Origin of the sequence: Clostridium estertheticum (genome assembly GCF_018861295.1) — a bacterium.
GTDB lineage: Bacteria > Bacillota > Clostridia > Clostridiales > Clostridiaceae > Clostridium_AD > Clostridium_AD estertheticum_D.
This window is the reverse complement of the sequence record NZ_JAHLDM010000007.1, coordinates 59,290-76,093: the sequence shown is the minus strand read 5'-3', so window position 1 is coordinate 76,093 and position 16,804 is coordinate 59,290. Positions and strand designations below refer to the sequence as shown.

General features: G+C 32.7%; 18 protein-coding genes. 16 read left to right on the top strand and 2 right to left on the bottom strand.

Features of this window, described 5'->3' with window-relative positions; genetic code table 11:
• Positions 1–53 precede the first annotated feature (53 nt).
• The 14 genes from hypA (at position 54) to KPL54_RS09005 (ending at position 11,446) form a co-directional block, all read left to right on the top strand.
• Positions 54–395 carry a hydrogenase maturation nickel metallochaperone HypA gene (gene hypA, locus KPL54_RS09070; RefSeq protein ID WP_216106267.1) on the top strand — a complete coding sequence of 114 codons (342 nt, stop codon included), beginning with the start codon at positions 54–56 and terminating at the stop codon, positions 393–395.
• A gap of 3 nt (positions 396–398) precedes the next feature.
• Positions 399–1,064: a hydrogenase nickel incorporation protein HypB gene (hypB, locus tag KPL54_RS09065; RefSeq protein WP_216106266.1), complete on the top strand. Its 666-nt coding sequence runs from the start codon at positions 399–401 to the stop codon at positions 1,062–1,064.
• Positions 1,065–1,117: 53 nt separating this feature from the next.
• Positions 1,118–1,342, top strand: a complete 225-nt coding sequence (locus tag KPL54_RS09060) for a HypC/HybG/HupF family hydrogenase formation chaperone (protein WP_216106265.1) — start codon at positions 1,118–1,120, stop codon at positions 1,340–1,342.
• Entirely contained in the window at positions 1,329–2,420 is a 1,092-nt protein-coding gene (gene hypD, locus KPL54_RS09055; protein WP_216106264.1) for a hydrogenase formation protein HypD, read from the top strand. The genes KPL54_RS09060 and hypD overlap by 14 nt, the downstream gene beginning before the upstream one ends.
• A 36-nt stretch (positions 2,421–2,456) precedes the next feature.
• Positions 2,457–3,464 (top strand): hydrogenase expression/formation protein HypE, encoded by a 1,008-nt coding sequence (gene hypE, locus KPL54_RS09050; RefSeq protein ID WP_216106263.1) that lies wholly within the window; start codon positions 2,457–2,459, stop codon positions 3,462–3,464.
• Between the two features lie 15 nt (positions 3,465–3,479).
• A complete protein-coding gene (locus KPL54_RS09045) occupies positions 3,480–4,310 on the top strand; it encodes a hydrogenase small subunit (protein WP_216106262.1) in 831 nt (276 codons plus the stop codon).
• Between the two features lie 68 nt (positions 4,311–4,378).
• A complete protein-coding gene (locus tag KPL54_RS09040; RefSeq protein ID WP_216106261.1) occupies positions 4,379–5,779 on the top strand; it encodes a nickel-dependent hydrogenase large subunit in 1,401 nt (466 codons plus the stop codon).
• Positions 5,780–5,815: 36 nt separating this feature from the next.
• On the top strand, positions 5,816–6,478 hold the full coding sequence (gene hypB / locus KPL54_RS09035) for a hydrogenase nickel incorporation protein HypB (RefSeq protein ID WP_216106260.1): 663 nt from the start codon (positions 5,816–5,818) through the stop codon (positions 6,476–6,478).
• A gap of 8 nt (positions 6,479–6,486) precedes the next feature.
• On the top strand, positions 6,487–6,921 hold the full coding sequence (locus KPL54_RS09030) for a hydrogenase maturation protease (RefSeq protein ID WP_216106259.1): 435 nt from the start codon (positions 6,487–6,489) through the stop codon (positions 6,919–6,921).
• Between the two features lie 180 nt (positions 6,922–7,101).
• Complete coding sequence (locus KPL54_RS09025; RefSeq protein WP_216106258.1) at positions 7,102–7,809, top strand: lantibiotic protection ABC transporter ATP-binding protein; 708 nt, start codon at positions 7,102–7,104, stop codon at positions 7,807–7,809.
• On the top strand, positions 7,809–8,534 hold the full coding sequence (locus KPL54_RS09020) for a lantibiotic immunity ABC transporter MutE/EpiE family permease subunit (protein WP_216106257.1): 726 nt from the start codon (positions 7,809–7,811) through the stop codon (positions 8,532–8,534). Before KPL54_RS09025 ends, KPL54_RS09020 begins: the two co-directional genes overlap by 1 nt.
• A 1-nt stretch (position 8,535) precedes the next feature.
• Positions 8,536–9,291, top strand: coding sequence for a lantibiotic immunity ABC transporter MutG family permease subunit (locus KPL54_RS09015; protein ID WP_216106256.1), 756 nt, complete (start codon positions 8,536–8,538; stop codon positions 9,289–9,291).
• A gap of 134 nt (positions 9,292–9,425) precedes the next feature.
• Positions 9,426–10,085 (top strand): response regulator transcription factor, encoded by a 660-nt coding sequence (locus KPL54_RS09010; protein WP_216106255.1) that lies wholly within the window; start codon positions 9,426–9,428, stop codon positions 10,083–10,085.
• On the top strand, positions 10,076–11,446 hold the full coding sequence (locus KPL54_RS09005; RefSeq protein WP_216106254.1) for a sensor histidine kinase: 1,371 nt from the start codon (positions 10,076–10,078) through the stop codon (positions 11,444–11,446). Before KPL54_RS09010 ends, KPL54_RS09005 begins: the two co-directional genes overlap by 10 nt.
• Before the next feature lie 55 nt (positions 11,447–11,501).
• On the opposite strand, the gene KPL54_RS09000 is transcribed toward KPL54_RS09005, so the two are convergent.
• Entirely contained in the window at positions 11,502–12,035 is a 534-nt protein-coding gene (locus KPL54_RS09000) for a flavoprotein (protein ID WP_216106253.1), read from the bottom strand.
• Between the two features lie 313 nt (positions 12,036–12,348).
• On the opposite strand from KPL54_RS09000, the gene KPL54_RS08995 reads away from it, so the two are divergent.
• Together KPL54_RS08995 and KPL54_RS08990 are read left to right on the top strand one after the other, a co-directional pair.
• A complete protein-coding gene (locus KPL54_RS08995; protein WP_216106252.1) occupies positions 12,349–13,377 on the top strand; it encodes a 3-deoxy-7-phosphoheptulonate synthase in 1,029 nt (342 codons plus the stop codon).
• A gap of 301 nt (positions 13,378–13,678) precedes the next feature.
• The gene (locus KPL54_RS08990; RefSeq protein WP_216106251.1) at positions 13,679–14,707 is read left to right on the top strand and encodes a 3-deoxy-7-phosphoheptulonate synthase; all 1,029 of its coding nucleotides are present in this window, start codon (positions 13,679–13,681) and stop codon (positions 14,705–14,707) included.
• Between the two features lie 76 nt (positions 14,708–14,783).
• Here KPL54_RS08990 and KPL54_RS08985 read toward each other — a convergent pair whose 3' ends face one another.
• The gene (locus KPL54_RS08985; protein WP_216106250.1) at positions 14,784–16,778 is read right to left on the bottom strand and encodes an oxidoreductase; all 1,995 of its coding nucleotides are present in this window, start codon (positions 16,776–16,778) and stop codon (positions 14,784–14,786) included.
• Between the last annotated feature and the right edge of the window lie 26 nt (positions 16,779–16,804).

The window sequence follows — 16,804 nt, the reverse complement described above, 5'->3', positions numbered from 1 at the left end:
ACATTTCACATATATATTAATTAAGAAGAATACCAACTAATTAGGAGAGAGATATGCATGAAGTTTCAATAATTGAAAATGTTATTAAAATAGTAACAGATAAAGCAAAGGAAAATAAACTAACTAAAGTTAACAAGGTATCACTAAAAATAGGTGAGTTATCGGGCGTTAATGCAGAATGTTTAGATTTTGCATTTAACATATGTATTATTGATACAATGCTTGAAGGATCAACTTTAGAGATAGAGAAAGTTGCTGCAGTAGCTGAATGTTTTGATTGCAAACAAAAATTTCACATTGATCATTTTAATAAAATTTGTCCATGCTGTAACAAATTTTGTTCTAGTATTATTCGTGGATATGAGCTTTATGTAAATACAATAGAAGGAGATTAAAATATGAGTAAAATAAACATAGTTACGAACATTCTTGAAACAAATAATGAGATAACAGCTAAAAATAAAAAATTATTGGATGATAAGGGTATCTATGTAATAAATCTAATGAGTTCGCCTGGTTCAGGTAAGACTTCGCTACTTGAAAGAATAATAACAAACCTCAAAGATAATATTAATATCGCTGTAATCGAAGGAGATATTTATACCACCAAAGATGCACAGAGGATAGAAGCACAAGGCGTTCCGGTGGTCCAAATTAACACTTGCGGAGCTTGTCACCTTGATGGGTCAATGATAAAAAGTGCATTAAATTCATTAATCATTGATAAACTTGATCTGCTTGTGATAGAAAATGTAGGTAATTTAGTTTGCCCCGCAGAATTTGAAATTGGTGAAGACATAAAAATCTGTGTTTTGAGTACTGCAGAAGGGAATGATAAACCTTTGAAGTATCCATTAATGTTTGAAAAAAGCGGTGTTATTATTTTAAATAAATTAGATTTAATAGAATTTACTGATTTTGATAAAAAAGAGTTTTATAGAGATATAAAATCCATAAATGCTAATGCTCATATATTTGAAACATCTTGTGTTAAAAATCAGGGTATAGATGAAGTATGTTTTTGGTTAATGGATAAAATTGAAAATAAGAAAATAAATAAATGATATTAAAGCATCCTAGATGATAATTTAATTAAAGAAGAAAAGGAGGAAAAAGAATGTGTCTTGCAGTCCCAGGAAAAGTATTAAAAATAGAAGGGAATAAAGGAATTGTAGAAATTGGGAATATAAAACGAGAAGTATTTATGCATCTAGTGCCAGCTGTTTGCGAAAATGAATATGTACTTGTACATGCAGGCTGTGCAATTGAAACTATAGATGAAGAAGAAGCAAAAATAACTTTAAATATTTTTAAGGAGCTTCTTTGCAATGAAGTTCGCTGATGAATTTAGAAATACCGAATATGCTAAGAAACTTGTAGAGAAGCTAAACAATATTTCCACTGAAAAGATAAATATTATGGAGGTTTGCGGCACTCATACTATGGCAATATTCAAATATGGTATTAGGGACGTGCTACCACCAAATATAAATCTGATATCAGGGCCAGGTTGTCCTGTGTGCGTTACACCTCAGAGTTATATTGATGCTGTGTTAACACTTTGCACAAAGAAAAATATAGTTATTGCTACCTTTGGAGATATGATGAGAGTTCCTGGAAAAAAAGGATCACTGAGTAAGAAAAAAGAAGAAGGTTTTGACGTAAGAATAGTATACTCACCAATGGATTGCCTTACGATGGCTTCACAAAATCCTTCTAAAAAAATAGTATTTTTGTCAGTAGGGTTTGAAACCACGGCGCCTATGACTTCGCTCACTGTTATTGAAGCTAAAAAAAACAATATAAAAAATTTATTTTTTGCTACTGCCCATAAAATAGTTCCACCGGTCATGGAGGCTTTAGTTCAGGATAAACAACTAAAAATAGATGGGTTTTTATTACCAGGGCATATTTGTGCAATTATCGGAATGAAACCCTATGAATTTCTAAGCGAGGATTATAATACTCCTGGAGTAGTCACAGGTTTTGAACCATTAGATATACTTCAAGGTTTAAATACATTAGTAAATTTAATAAGTAAAAATGATTATAGGATTATGAATGAATATAAAAGAGTAGTTAAAACTGGTGGTAACCCCTATGCCTTGAAATATTTGAACGAAACTTTTAATATCGTGGATAGTAGTTGGAGAGGAATTGGAAGAATACATGCAAGTGGCATGGAATTCAATAGTAAGTATGATGATTTTGATGCATTTAAGCATTTTGAAATTGAGTATGAGGATTATGATGGTAGTCCTGGCTGCAAATGTGGAGAAATACTTAAGGGGAAAATTAAACCAACGGATTGTCCGCTTTTCAAAAAACTATGCAGCCCAGAAAATCCGGTTGGTTCCTGCATGGTTTCATCAGAAGGTACCTGCGCTGCATATTATAGATATCACAAAGAAACTATATAATTATTACGTACTTATAAGGAATACAGGGGGGATTAGATGAATGACACAATAACTTTAAGTCATGGAAGTGGCGGTTTACAATCAAATAAATTGATTAATGAAGTATTTTTCAAATATTTTGGCAATGATATTTTAAATCAAATGAATGATGCAGCACAACTAGAAATAGATTTTAAAAAACTTGCTTTTACAACTGATTCTTTTGTAGTAAATCCACTTTTCTTTAATGGAGGTAATATTGGTAAATTAGCAGTTTGTGGTACTGTAAATGATTTAGCAGTAAGTGGAGCAAAACCACTTTACATAACAAGTGCTTTTATTATCGAAGAGGGTTTCTCTATTAAAAAACTAGAGCAAATTGTGATGTCTATGGCAGATGAAGCGAGTAATGCAGGCGTGAAAATTGTAGCTGGTGATACAAAAGTTGTAGAAAGAGGAAATGTGGATGGTATTTTTATTAACACCTCTGGCATTGGTAGAATTTATAAAAATGTGAATATTAACTGCGCCAATGCAAGAGAAGGAGACATTGTTATAGTAAATGGAACACTCGGAGACCATGGAATGACAATAATGTGTGCACGAAACAAACTTGGGCTTGTTGGGGATTTAAGGAGCGATTGTGCATGCCTTAACTCATTAGTAGATACAATGCTTGAAGCATATGGGGGTATCCACGTTATTCGCGATGCTACAAGAGGTGGAATCGCAGCAGTGCTTAATGAAATTAGTGAATTTAGCAATGTAACAATAGCTCTTGAAGAGAATAATTTACCAATTAAAGAAGAGGTAAAAGGTGTTACTGAGATGCTTGGACTCGATCCATTATACATTGCTAATGAAGGAAAACTCTGTGCTTTTGTTCCAGAATCACACGCGCAGAAGGTACTTAGCGCAATGCAAAAGCACCAGCTAGGGGTTAATGCAACAATTATAGGAAAAGTAACGGAAGAAATAGGACAAATGGTTTATTTAAATACAGTAGTAGGGGGGAAAAGATTAGTTGATATGCCATCTGGAATTCAGCTTCCAAGAATATGTTAAATAGGAGGGAATATTTTGCATGAAAGAAGACTTATAAAGAGGGCCATAGATGAAATCCATAAGGGAGAGGCTAAAAAGATTAATTTTGTATGGATGGAGGCTAATGGTTGTATGGGGAATATAATTTCTTTCCTCAATGCAGATCAACCGGATGTTCTTTATTTTATGGAAGAAATGGTTAATTTGAAATTTAGCCCTAGCCTTATGCAGGCAGAAGGTGAAGTTGCATATGAAGAGTTTTTAGAAGTTTTAGATACAAACTTTATATTAGGAGTAGAAGGTGCACTAACTAATATGGATGAGGGTTTCTATAACATATTTGCAACCTATAAAGGCGTACGGATACCTACAGTTGAAGCTATTAGTTTAGCATCAAAGAAAGCGAAAGCAATAATAGCTATTGGAACTTGTGCTTCATTTGGAGGAATATCAGCAGCTAGACCTAATCCAACAGGATGCACAAGTTTAGGCGGATTCCTTGGACGTGAAGTAATAAATATTCCCGGATGCCCTGCGAATCCACTGTGGGTTATGGGAACTATAGCTAGTATTATTCTTAATAAAAAGGTTGAGGTAGATGAAAAAGGGCGCCCAATAATGTTTTTTAAAGAAACCAATCACACTAATTGCCCAAGACGCTCATATTTTGATAATAAAGTATTTGCGCAGAAGCTAGGAGATAAAGAGTGCATGATAAAAGTTGGATGTAAAGGCCCTATTACAAAAGCTTATTGTCCACTTGGATTATGGAATTCAAGAATCAATTGGCCAGTAGAAGCTAATACGCCTTGTATAGGTTGTGCTAGTGAATTTTTTCCGGATGGCACAGAGCCATTTGTTAAGTAATGAGATGAGTTAAATACAGTTATGCAAATATTGTTATTTAAAATATAGTTTAGAGTGAGGTGATTGTGGTGACTACCAAAATAACTATAGACCCTATAACTAGAATTATGGGGCCTTTAAGTATAGAAGTAGAAATTAAAAAAAATAAAATAGTGGAAGCTAAAAGTGGTGGAATTCAATTTAGAGGTTTTGAAAAAATGTTAATAGGGCGTCAACCATTAGATGCGGTATATTTTACGCAGAGGATATGTGGTATATGTTCTACATCGCATGGACTAGTAGCAAGTCTTGCACTAGAAGATGCATTAAAGGTAAAGCCTAATGAAAACGGAGTAAAAATCAGAGATTTTGCACATGGAGCTGAGTTTCTTCAAAATATTATGAGACAAATTTGCATTTTTGCATTTCCTGATTATGTAGATATAACACTAGTTCCAGGAAATTCGGGGTATGATTTCAGAATCCCTAAGAATTACACAGAAAGAATTAATAAAGATTATGTGAAGGCGCTAGAATGTAGCCGTCTTGCCCATGAAATTATAGCTCTCATTGGTGGAAAGGTACCGCATACCCACGGCGTATTCGTGGGTGGAACCACGGCAAACATGGATGCTTCTAAAATTATGAGATTGAAATCTATACTACATTCTATCAGCGAATTTATGTGCAAAAATATGGTAGAGGATATAAATATTATAGCTCATTATTATTCAGAGTATTTTAAAATTGGTGGTGGGACAAAAAATCTTCTAACCTATGGATTATTTTATGATTTGCCAAATAAAGAAATGCAGTACGTTTTGCCTTCAAGTTATATTGATGGTGAGGCAGCTACTTTAAACCCAAAAGCAATAACAGAGAGCTCAGCATTTTCTTGGTATAAAGAATCTAAACCTACTGAGGTTCCAGCAAATTATCCATCTGAAACAGATATTAAAAAGCCGGGAGCATATACATTTATTAAAGCACCTAGGTATGAAGGTAAAGTTGTACAGGTTGGTCCACTTGCTCGTATGATTTTATCAGGGTCATATAAAAATAGTATATCTACTATGGATAGACTTATTGCTCGGGTACTAGAGGGGAAAAAGCTTTGTGAAAAAATGCTTATAATACTCGAGTCTATAGAGCCGATACCAGCAGTTCAGAAAAAATATATTATTCCAGAAAGTGCACAGGGGGTAGGACTGTGTGATGCTGTTAGGGGAGCTCTCGGACACTTTCTTACAATAGAAAAGGGGGTTATAAAAAATTGCGATATAGTTACACCTACTGCTTGGAATCTTTCACCAATAGATGAGATGGGTCAACATGGAGCCCTTGAGAGTGCTCTTATTGGTATTGAAATCAAAAACATTAAAAATCCAGTTGAGATAGGGCGTATAGTGCGCTCTTTTGATCCATGTATATCTTGTGCTACACATGTTAATACAGAATATGGTGAACCATATTATATAAACATTATTTGATCCAGTTGAAATAAAATGGTTAGGGAGAATAGTAAAATGAGCGAAATAAAGATTAGTATTAATATGTTAAATACTAATGAAGAGATCCACGCGGAAAACAAAAATCTATTCGATGAAGAGGGCATATTTGTTATAAATCTAATGGGATCTCCAGGAGCTGGTAAAACATCTATACTTGAGAAATTAATTCCAAAGATTAAACAAAATTTGAATATGGCGGTTATTGAAGGAGACTTATATACCACTAAAGATGCACAGAGGATTGAAGCCAAGGGAGTTCCAGTAGTACAGGTTAACACCGTTAAGACTTCGTATTTAGAAGGATCTAAGGTAAGGGAAGCATCATTAAATTTTGATTTAAGAGAGATAGATCTTATTATTATAGAGAATGTAGGAAGCTTAGTATCTCCCGCTGAATTTGATATTGGTGAGGATATAAAAATTTGTCTTCTTAGTGTTACGGAAGGTAATGATAAGCCTTTAAAATATCCACTAATGTTTGAAAAAAGCAGGGCGATAATTTTAAATAAAATTGATTTAATTACATTTACTGATTTTAAGGTAGAAGAGTTTTATAAAGATATTAAATTTTTAAATAATAAGGCAAAGATATTTCAAACCTCTTGTATTACGAATGAGGGAATAGATGAATTAAGTGAATGGATTTTGAAACAAGTAAAAGATAAAATAAGGGGCTGAGCTCCATTATGGGTAAAAAGGTTATTGCTATAGGTAATATGTTAATGATGGATGATGGAGTAGCACTTCTGATTTTAGATAAAATAAAGAAAAGTTTAGAGGATAATGGTATTGAGACTATTATAGGAGAAACAGATGTAGAATTTTGTTTTTCTTTATTAAATGAGATAGATGTATTTTATATTATGGACTCAACGTATTATGGTAATCTCCCAGGTTCATTGACTTTTAAAAGTTTAGATGACATAAAGAAAATTAAGGATCACAGTAGATCTATTCACTCTCTAGGGTTAATAGATCTTATAAACATGTACAATATGGATATAAAAGGTTATTTTATAGGAATAGAAATTTATAATATAGATATAAATCTTGGGTTAAGCAATATTTTACAGGAAAAAGTAGAAAATATATCCAAAAAAGTAATGAGTTTTATTATATAATTATAGCAGGTTATGTATGATAATAAGTTAATTATTCTTTGCTCCACCCCATTAATAAGTGCTAGTGCTTATTAATGGGGTGGAGTTTTTGTTTTATATTAATATTGAAATCCTTATAGAATCCTTATAATTTCTTAGTATTATAAAACTATAGTAAACGAAAGGAAGATGATTAAGATTATGAATAATTATATTTTACAAACAAAAAATCTTTGCAAGTCTTTTAAAAAACAGCGTGCAGTAAACAACATTTCGCTGTCCATTGAGAAAAATTCTGTCTATGGATTGCTAGGACCAAATGGGGCGGGAAAATCAACTTTATTAAAAATGATTACGGGAATGCTTCATTCAACATCAGGAGAAATAATTTTTGAGGATCATCAGTGGAGCAGAAATGATCTTTCTAATATAGGAGTTTTGATTGAATCTCCACCTCTTTATGAAAATTTGACGGCGGTAGAAAACCTTAAAGTACGAACTATTCTTTTAGGGCTGACCGATTCTCGTATTAAGGAAGTACTGGAAATTGTGGATTTGACGAATACAGGAAAAAAGCAAGCAGGACAGTTTTCTATGGGAATGAAGCAGAGACTTGGAATTGCAATTGCACTACTGAATAAACCTAAATTGCTAATTTTGGATGAACCTACAAACGGCCTGGATCCTCTTGGAATACAAGATTTACGTGAGTTAATACGTTCTTTCCCAGAGCAGGGAATGACAGTTATTCTATCTAGCCATATATTGTCCGAGGTTGAACTTATTGCAGACCATATCGGTATTATAAGCAATGGGGTAGTCGGATATAACGGCAAAATCAACCCCGGTGAAGATTTGGAAGTACTTTTCACAGAGGTTGTGAAAAAGAATAGGAAGGAGGATTTGTAATGCTCAAATATTTACAGGCTGAAAATTTAAAATGTAAGAGAACATTTATAAAAAAACTGATTCTTATCGCACCTATAGTTCCTTGTTTATTTGGAGTTTTTGCTGGAGCAGGGTTTCAATCCAATAGCTTTAATTGGTGGTACATGATGATACTACCAGGATATATTTCACTAATGGCAGTGATGACTAACGAAAAAGAGCAAAAAAAGTTGCGCTATAGGGCTGTATTTGGTCTACCAATTTCTTTAAAAAAAGTATGGATTTCAAAAGTTTTGGTAAATGGGATTTATATGACTTTCTCATGTATGATTTTGCTAGTTGGAATTATTTTAGGAGGTCATTTAATTTCTAACACCATATCTGTTTTTCGTATATTTGCCGGAGCTGTTTTGATTGCAGTTACATCTTTATGGCAGATTCCACTTTGTATGTTTTTAGCGAAGAAACTGGGGATGTTAGGGACGGTTTTAGTGAATATAGGAAGTTTGTTTATATTAGGTGATTTGACTGTAAAAACATCAATATGGTGGATTTGTCCTTATAGTTGGACGTCACGTATTATGTGTTCGGTTGTTGGGAGTCTGCCAAATGGAATGCCAGCAGACATAGGAGATCCACTGCGAAATCCAGTCGTGATTCCAATTGGAATTATTCTGTCCATTATTCTGTTTGTTTTGCTAATGATTGTTACTGCTAATTGGTTTGAAAAACAGGAGGTTAATTAATATGATTGCTTTACTTAGGTGTATAAAATCGGATTTTTATAAATTAAGACATACTTCTATTCCGTGGATTCATTTACTTATTCCACTAGCGGGAGCATTCATGTTTTTGGCGTATTATAGATTATCTTCATTTGACACAGTAAAAAAAATAAGCGTGTATCTGGAGGCCCTAGCAACTGCGTTTCCTTTGCTGATAGGAATAATCAGTGGGATAGTAATTGAGCAGGAAGAGCAAGCTGGAAATTTTCAAACACTATTGTGTAATACAAAATCAAAAAATACCACGTATTTGAGTAAGCTAATTGTGTTACTTTTATTGGGAAGTTTTTCTATTATACTTGCTGTAGAAATCTTTGCACTTGGATTCCAAACAATGCCTAATATATTTTATTTGAAAGCTGCAGGAGCATTAGTAATTGGAAACGTATTTCTTTATATACTGCACGTGTTCATAAGTCTTCAATTTGGGAAAGGAGCTTCCACAGGGCTTGGAGTTGCAGAAAGTCTGATTTCTGCTCTGATGATTACCGGCCTTGGAGATAAAATATGGCATTTTCTTCCATGCACATGGAGTGTAAGATTTTGTGATTACCTCGTTTTCAAATTTATTTATCATCCTTCAGTTAATTCCTACGCTACTCAAGCAGCGCTTGATACGAAACAAGGAGTATTTATCATGTTATTTGCCGTATGCATAGCCTTTGTTGCAAGTTTATTTTGGTTCAAAAGGTGGGAAGGAAGAAAGTCATATGAATAAGGAATTGTTATGAAGATAAAGAAATATTGATCTCTTTGCTTACAGTTTTGTTTTGAAATTTATGGATAATAGAAGTTGATTTGATAATATTTTGACGTTATACTATTTATATAAAAGATAAAGGGGTTGGTAACATGGCAAAAATTCTGGTTATCGATGATGAACCTGATATTTTGGCTTTAATTAAAAATATTCTTCATAAAGATAATCATTTGGTAACTACAGTTGAAAATCCTGAAAAAATTTTAACTAGTGAATTTTTAAATTTTGATTTAATTTTACTGGATGTCATGATGCCAGGTATCGATGGGTTTACCTTTTGCAAGGAAAATCGTGGCATTGTGGACTGTCCCATTATTTTTCTTACAGCAAAAACTATGGAAGCAGATATTATGTACGGTCTAGGCCTTGGAGCGGACGATTACATTACAAAACCCTTTGGAATGGGGGAACTTAGAGCTAGAGTAAATGCTTACTTAAGACGAGAAAATCGTGAAAAGCATAGTTCACTTTGCATATCGGGAGTGAAATTTAATTTATCAGGTAAACAAATTTTAGTGGATGATAAAAAAATTCCATTTACTAAAAGTGAATACAACATCTGCGAATTTCTTGCAAGAAATCAAGGTCAGGTTTTTTCAAAGGATAAAATATATGAAGGTGTTTATGGGTATGGTGGTGAAAGTGATAGCTCAGCTATTACGGAGCATGTTAAAAACATACGAGCAAAGTTCGCTGTTTTTAACATGCTCCCGATTGAGACGGTATGGGTGATAGGATATAAATGGAAGTAAAGAAAAAAACTTTTACGCTAAAGGCAGTCTTTTTTAAGTATTTATTAACTTTAGGATCTGCATTTATTGTTTTCGCCGGACTATATTTGGGAGTTTTTTTTCTTGGAGAAAATAATGGTATGTTTTTTATACCAAGTTATAGCGAGGATTTGGCTAGAGGCGCTAAATCATTGCTTGCATCCGCAGCTGAAATTACAGAGAATATGATACCAGATCGATGTAGATTTGCTGTCCTTAACAAAAAATATAAAGTTATAAAAACAAATTTAGATGGTAAGGACTTATTGACTGCAATAGAATATGCTAAGGGTATTTATTCAAAAGATGGAAGCAAAAAGAACTACTATTTCATTGAAAGGCAAGAAGGGTCTTGTGTTTTGCAGTACTATATTCAAATGAGTTATCAATCTGAGTTTTTAAATAAACATTTACCAGATCCAGAAACAACTATGGTTGTAATTTTTGCTATAATATATTTTTTTATTGTTTTTATTATTACTGCAATATATGCAAAAAAACTAAATAAACATTTAAGTCCTCTATTGCAGGCTACTGAAAAAATCAAGAAGCAGGATTTGGACTTTGACATAAAATATTCAGGAATTAAAGAATTTAATGATGTGCTTTTATCAATATCTGACATGAAAACAGAATTAAAAAAGTCATTGGAGAAGCAATGGAATATTGAAAGAGCAAAGAAGGAGCAAATTTCAGCTCTTGCACATGATCTTAAAACTCCATTAACCATTATCAAAGGGAATGCTGAACTGCTGTCTGATTCAACAATAAGTAAGGAGCAGCAAGAATACGTTAATTATATTTCGAAAAACAGTATACAGATTGAGAAGTATATTAAAATCTTAATTGAGATTTCAAATTCAGAAAAACCTCTTTTTTTACAACTTGAAGAAATAGATTCTATAAATTTTATTAATACAATTAAGGATCAGCTTGAAGCAATTGCAAATACAAAGGGACTCAAAGTTGAATTTATTAAAACTTTGGTACCTAAGTCAATTATGATTGATAAGTCATTACTTTACCGAGCAATTATGAATGTCATATCAAATGCAGTTAATTATAGCCCAAATAATGGAGAAATTTGTTTTGAGGTAAAGTCAGTAGATAATAAAATCAAATTTATTACAACAGACAGTGGTAATGGTTTTTCTGGCGAAGATATTAAATCCGCCACAAAACAATTTTATATGGGTGATTCTAGCAGGGCATCAAAAATTCATTTTGGAATAGGATTATATATTACTGAATCATTTGTAAATTTGCATGGTGGGAGGCTTTATATATCTAACTCACTTATCACTGGTGGAGCACAGGTGACAATAGAAATTCCAATTTGTTAATTTGCAGCATGTTAGCGATACGTTAAATTAACAAATTGTTTTTTTATATTTTATTTTAGTTTGCATCTTTTAAAATTTCTATAACTGTATTTACAATTCGATCAATTGCCGGGAAATAAGACGGGTGCTGCGGATTGCCATTTTCAATAAAAATAAAACCATCATTTTTTAATGTTTGCACATTACGAAGTACGCTTGGGCTATTGTACATCATGTCGTTGATATGTGTGGCAATGACTTTTGGTCCACGCATGGACATAATTTTAGTTGATAGTAAATCATCCGAAATTCCATTAGCAGCTTTCCCTAAAATATTAGCGGAAGCGGGAGCAATCAAAAGTAAATCTGTCTTTTGGGAAAGTGATTTATGGCTATTGTCCCATGTTTTAGGGAGATCAAAGGAGTGTATTTGGATGGGATGATCAACACTTCGTTGCAACATGAGTGGTGTAACAAAATTTGTGGCATTTTCAGTCATAAAAACATATACGTCCGCATGGTGTTTTTTTAGTTCACTAATTACAGTCAAAGATTGCACGGCAGGGCTACAACCAGTAACACAAACTACAATCTTTTTGCCATTTAACATATTTACACATCCTTTTATATTTGTTATTTTCTTAATTTTGTAAATATTAACACTATAATGACAATATTGTCAAGGTTTTAAATTAACTAAAAGCATAGCTATAATAAATGAAAAAGTGGTGGCTACTTATAAAATTACTAAGGATTTTAAACAAGTTTAAGTCACTATATTTCATGGAATTGAATGAAAAATGAAAATATTCTTCCAATTGACTGAATTTGTGTTATAATTCATTAATATAATAAATTGAATTAAAAAAGCTCTTATAATTTTAGATTAAAAAATAATAAATAAAAAGTGAGGAAAAAGTGATATGAATATTAAATATATAAAGAAAATGCCTACTGAAAAGGAAATTATGGAAGAAATGCCTCTACCCAATAATATTAAAGAAATCAAGAAAAGGAGAGATACTGAAATAAGGAAAGTTTTTGAGAATAAATCTGATAAGTTTCTCCTTATAGTTGGACCATGTTCGGCTGATAACGAAGACTCGGTGTGCGAATATATAGGAAAGCTTGCAGAAGTTCAGGAAAAGGTAAAAGATTCTATCATTATTATACCTAGAATTTATACAAACAAACCTCGAACTACTGGTGAAGGCTATAAAGGTATGGCCTCTCAACCAGATCCAAGTAAGGAACCTGATATGGATGCAGGATTAAGAGCTATTAGAAAACTTCATTTAAAAGCATTAAGTGAATATCACATGCCTGCTGCAGACGAAATGTTATATCCAGAAAATTATACATATCTATCAGATTTGTTAGGGTATATTGCTGTTGGAGCTCGCTCAGTAGAAAATCAGCAACATAGATTTACAGTAAGTGGTGTTGATATGCCTGTAGGTATGAAGAACCCAACTGGTGGAGATCTGACTGTAATGCTAAATTCAATTAAAGCAGCACAAGATGGTCATACTTTTATATATAGCGGATGGCAGGTTCAAACATCAGGAAACCCACTTGCACATGCTGTGTTAAGAGGGGCTGTGGATTCTTATGGTAAAAATATTCCAAACTATCATTATGAAGAGCTGATAAATATTGCTAAAGAATATGAAAAACAAAAGCTTTTTAATCCTTCTATTATTGTAGACACTAATCATGCAAATTCGATGAAGCATTATGAAGAGCAACCAAGAATAGCTAGAGAAGTGTTAATGAGTAGGAAAGATGACTCTCTACTTAAAAAAATGATAAAAGGATTTATGATTGAGAGTTACATTGTAGAAGGTAAACAAGATGTTGGGCAAGGCACTTATGGTAAATCTATAACAGATGCATGTTTAGGATGGGAAGAAACTGAAAAATTAATTTATAATATTGCTGAAAATTTATAGAAGTTTTATCTAACATTAGAAGTCTATTTTGTAGAGAAATCTATGGGACAGGCTTTTTTTATTTAGAATATTCAAATTTGTAAATAGTCTCTGGATAGCTAGTTATAAGGAAAAAGATCGGATTATGAAAAAATCCACAACGAGTGATTAAATTTGTGATATAATTCATTAACAAAATAAATTGCGGCCACAATTTGTTAGAAGTTAGTGGAAGACATCTTTTAATTAGTAAGAAGTAAAAAAAATTATATTAATTTTAGTTGAACAAAATAATAAATAAGCAAAGTGAGGGAAAAGTGAAATGAATATTAAATATATAAAAAAAATGACTACTTCAAAGGAAATTATGGAAGAAATGCCCCTATCAAATAAAATTAAAGAAATTAAAAAAAGCAGAGATGCTGAAATAAGGAAAGTTTTTGAGAATAAATCTGATAAGTTTCTACTTATAGTTGGACCATGTTCGGCTGATAACGAAGACTCGGTGTGCGAATACATAGGAAAGCTTGCAAAGGTTCAGGAAAAAGTAAAAGATTCTATCATTATTATACCTAGGATTTATACAAATAAACCTAGAACTACTGGTGAAGGATATAAAGGCATGGCCTCTCAACCAGACCCAAATAAAGCACCTGATATGGATGCAGGATTAAGAGCTATTAGAAAACTTCATTTAAAAGCATTAAGTGAATATCATATGCCTGCTGCAGATGAAATGTTATATCCAGAAAATTATACATATCTTTCAGATTTATTAAGTTATCATGCAGTTGGAGCTCGCTCTGTAGAAAATCAGCAACATAGATTTACAGTAAGTGGTATTGATATGCCTGTAGGTATGAAGAATCCAACTGGTGGAGATCTGACCGTAATGCTAAATTCAATCAAAGCAGCACAGGGTGCTCATACTTTTATATATAGCGGATGGCAGGTTGAAACATCAGGAAACCCACTTGCACATGCTGTTTTAAGAGGGGCTGTGGATTCTTATGGTAAAAATATTCCAAACTATCATTATGAAGATTTGATAAATATTGCTAAAGAATATGAAAAACAGAAATTTGAAAATCCTTCTATTATTGTAGATACTAATCATGCAAATTCAATGAAGCTTTATAAAGAGCAACCAAGAATAGCAAGAGAAGTGTTAATGAGTAGGAAAGATGACTCTCTACTTAAAAAAATGATAAAAGGATTTATGATTGAAAGCTACCTTGTAGAAGGTAAACAAGATGTAGGGTCTGGCACTTATGGTAAATCCATAACAGATGCATGTTTAGGCTGGGAAGAAACTGAAAAATTAATTTATAATATTGCTGAAAATTTATAGAAGCTTTTATAGTAAAAACTCTGAGTTAAAGCACTCAGAGTTTTTATGTTTTTGTGTAGATTTAAAAACTATTTAATTATATATGATTTGCAACTTCATAAGCGTCCCAAATACCATACATGATATTAGAAACTTTACGTGCATCTCCTAAAAGATAAATTTCAGGAACTTCAAATTCTAATTCTTTGTATAAAGAATTTTCTTCTTTATATCCTACTGAAAGTATTACTGAATCACATTTAATCTTCTCAATTCCATTTTCTGTTTCCATTTCAAGTAATCCATCTTTATATGCTTTAACCTTTGAATTTGTTTTTACAGCAATCTTATTGAATGGAATTAATTTCTCAAGCATTTCACTATTTGCAGAACATAAAGGTCCATTTAATGCAAGTATTTTGTTTAATGCCTCTACTATAGTTACGTTTTTACCTTCTTTAGCAAGATGAAGTGCAAGTTCACATCCAACCAATCCTCCGCCAACTATAACTGTTGTATCTTTGCAGTCTTTCTTTCCTAGTAAAACATCTGCGGCTGTAAATACTTTTGCGTCATCTCCAAGTGGAAATACTTTTGGAGTAGAGCCTGTAGCGATTATTACACTATCAAAATCAGATTTTAAAATTTGATCTTTTGTAACCTCAGCATTTAAATTAACTTGAACATTTAATTCTTTTAATGTATGTTCAAACCAATTAGCTAAAGCGATATCGTCTTCTTTAAAGTCTGGAACTCCACCTGGTATAAGATTTCCACCTAATCTATCATTTTTTTCAAAAATAACTGCCTCATGCCCTCTAAGAGTTAAAACTCTTGCGGCTTCACATCCTGCTACTCCACCTCCAACTATTAAAACTTTTTTCTTCTTTAATATTGGTGTAAGTGCATTATCTTTTTCTTTACATGCCTGAGGATTTACGGCACAGTTAAGCATTGAATAATGTTGAATACGTCCCATACATCCTTCTTGACATGAGATGCAAGGCCTAATTGATTTAAGATTGTTGCTTCTTAATTTATTTACATAATCAGGATCTGCAAGAAGTGGTCTACCAAGACTTATAATATCACATGTTCCATTTTCGACAGCATCTAGTGCCATATCTGGATTATCCATTCTTCCAGCACACATAATAGGCACATCTACAGTTTCTTTCATTAATTTAGCGTATGGTCTGTATAATCCCTTATCTTGATACATTGGGGGATGACTCCACCACCATGAATCGTAAGATCCAACGTCTGTGTCTAATGAATCATATCCATAGGATACAAGTAGTTTAGCAGCTTTAATTCCTTCTTCAAGATCTCTACCTTTTTCAGTAAATACTTCTCCTGGAAGTGCTCCGTCTCTTAGATCTTTAATAAAGCTCTTTGGTGAATATCTAAGAACTACAGGATAATCTTCTCCACATCTATCTTTGATTTCTTCAACTATTTCACGAGCAAAACGAAGTCTATTATCTAAGCTTCCACCATACTCATCTGTTCTATGGTTAAATAATGACATAGCAAATTGGTCTATAAGATATCCTTCATGAACAGCATGAATTTCTATTCCGTCAAAACCAGCTCTCTTTGCATTATAAGCTCCATCTCCAAATTTTTTAACTATAGACTTAATTTCATCTATTGTAATTTCACGGCAAGTTTTATCGAGCCATCTGTGTTGAATCGGTGATGGTGCAACTGGTGGGAAATCTCCAAGGTTAGTAGGAATAGTAACTCTACCAAATCCTCCTGACATTTGAAGAAACACCTTTGCGTTATATGCATGTATTCTTTCAGTTAGTTCTTTACCTGTTCTAACAAATTGAACTGGATTGTATGTAGAGCATGGACAATTTGGCATACCATGTTCTTCAACTTCATTATCTACAAAAGTAACTCCTGTAATAATTAACCCTGTGCCGCCTTTTGCTCTTTCGGTATAATAATCAATTCCTCTTTGATTAAAGCCACCTTCACTATCAGCTAGTCCGAGTGGTCCCATTGGTGCTAATGCAAAACGATTTTTAATTTCACATTTACCAATTTTAATTGGTTCAAACAATTTTTTATACTTGTTCATATACACCCTCCTAAATTATCTATAGT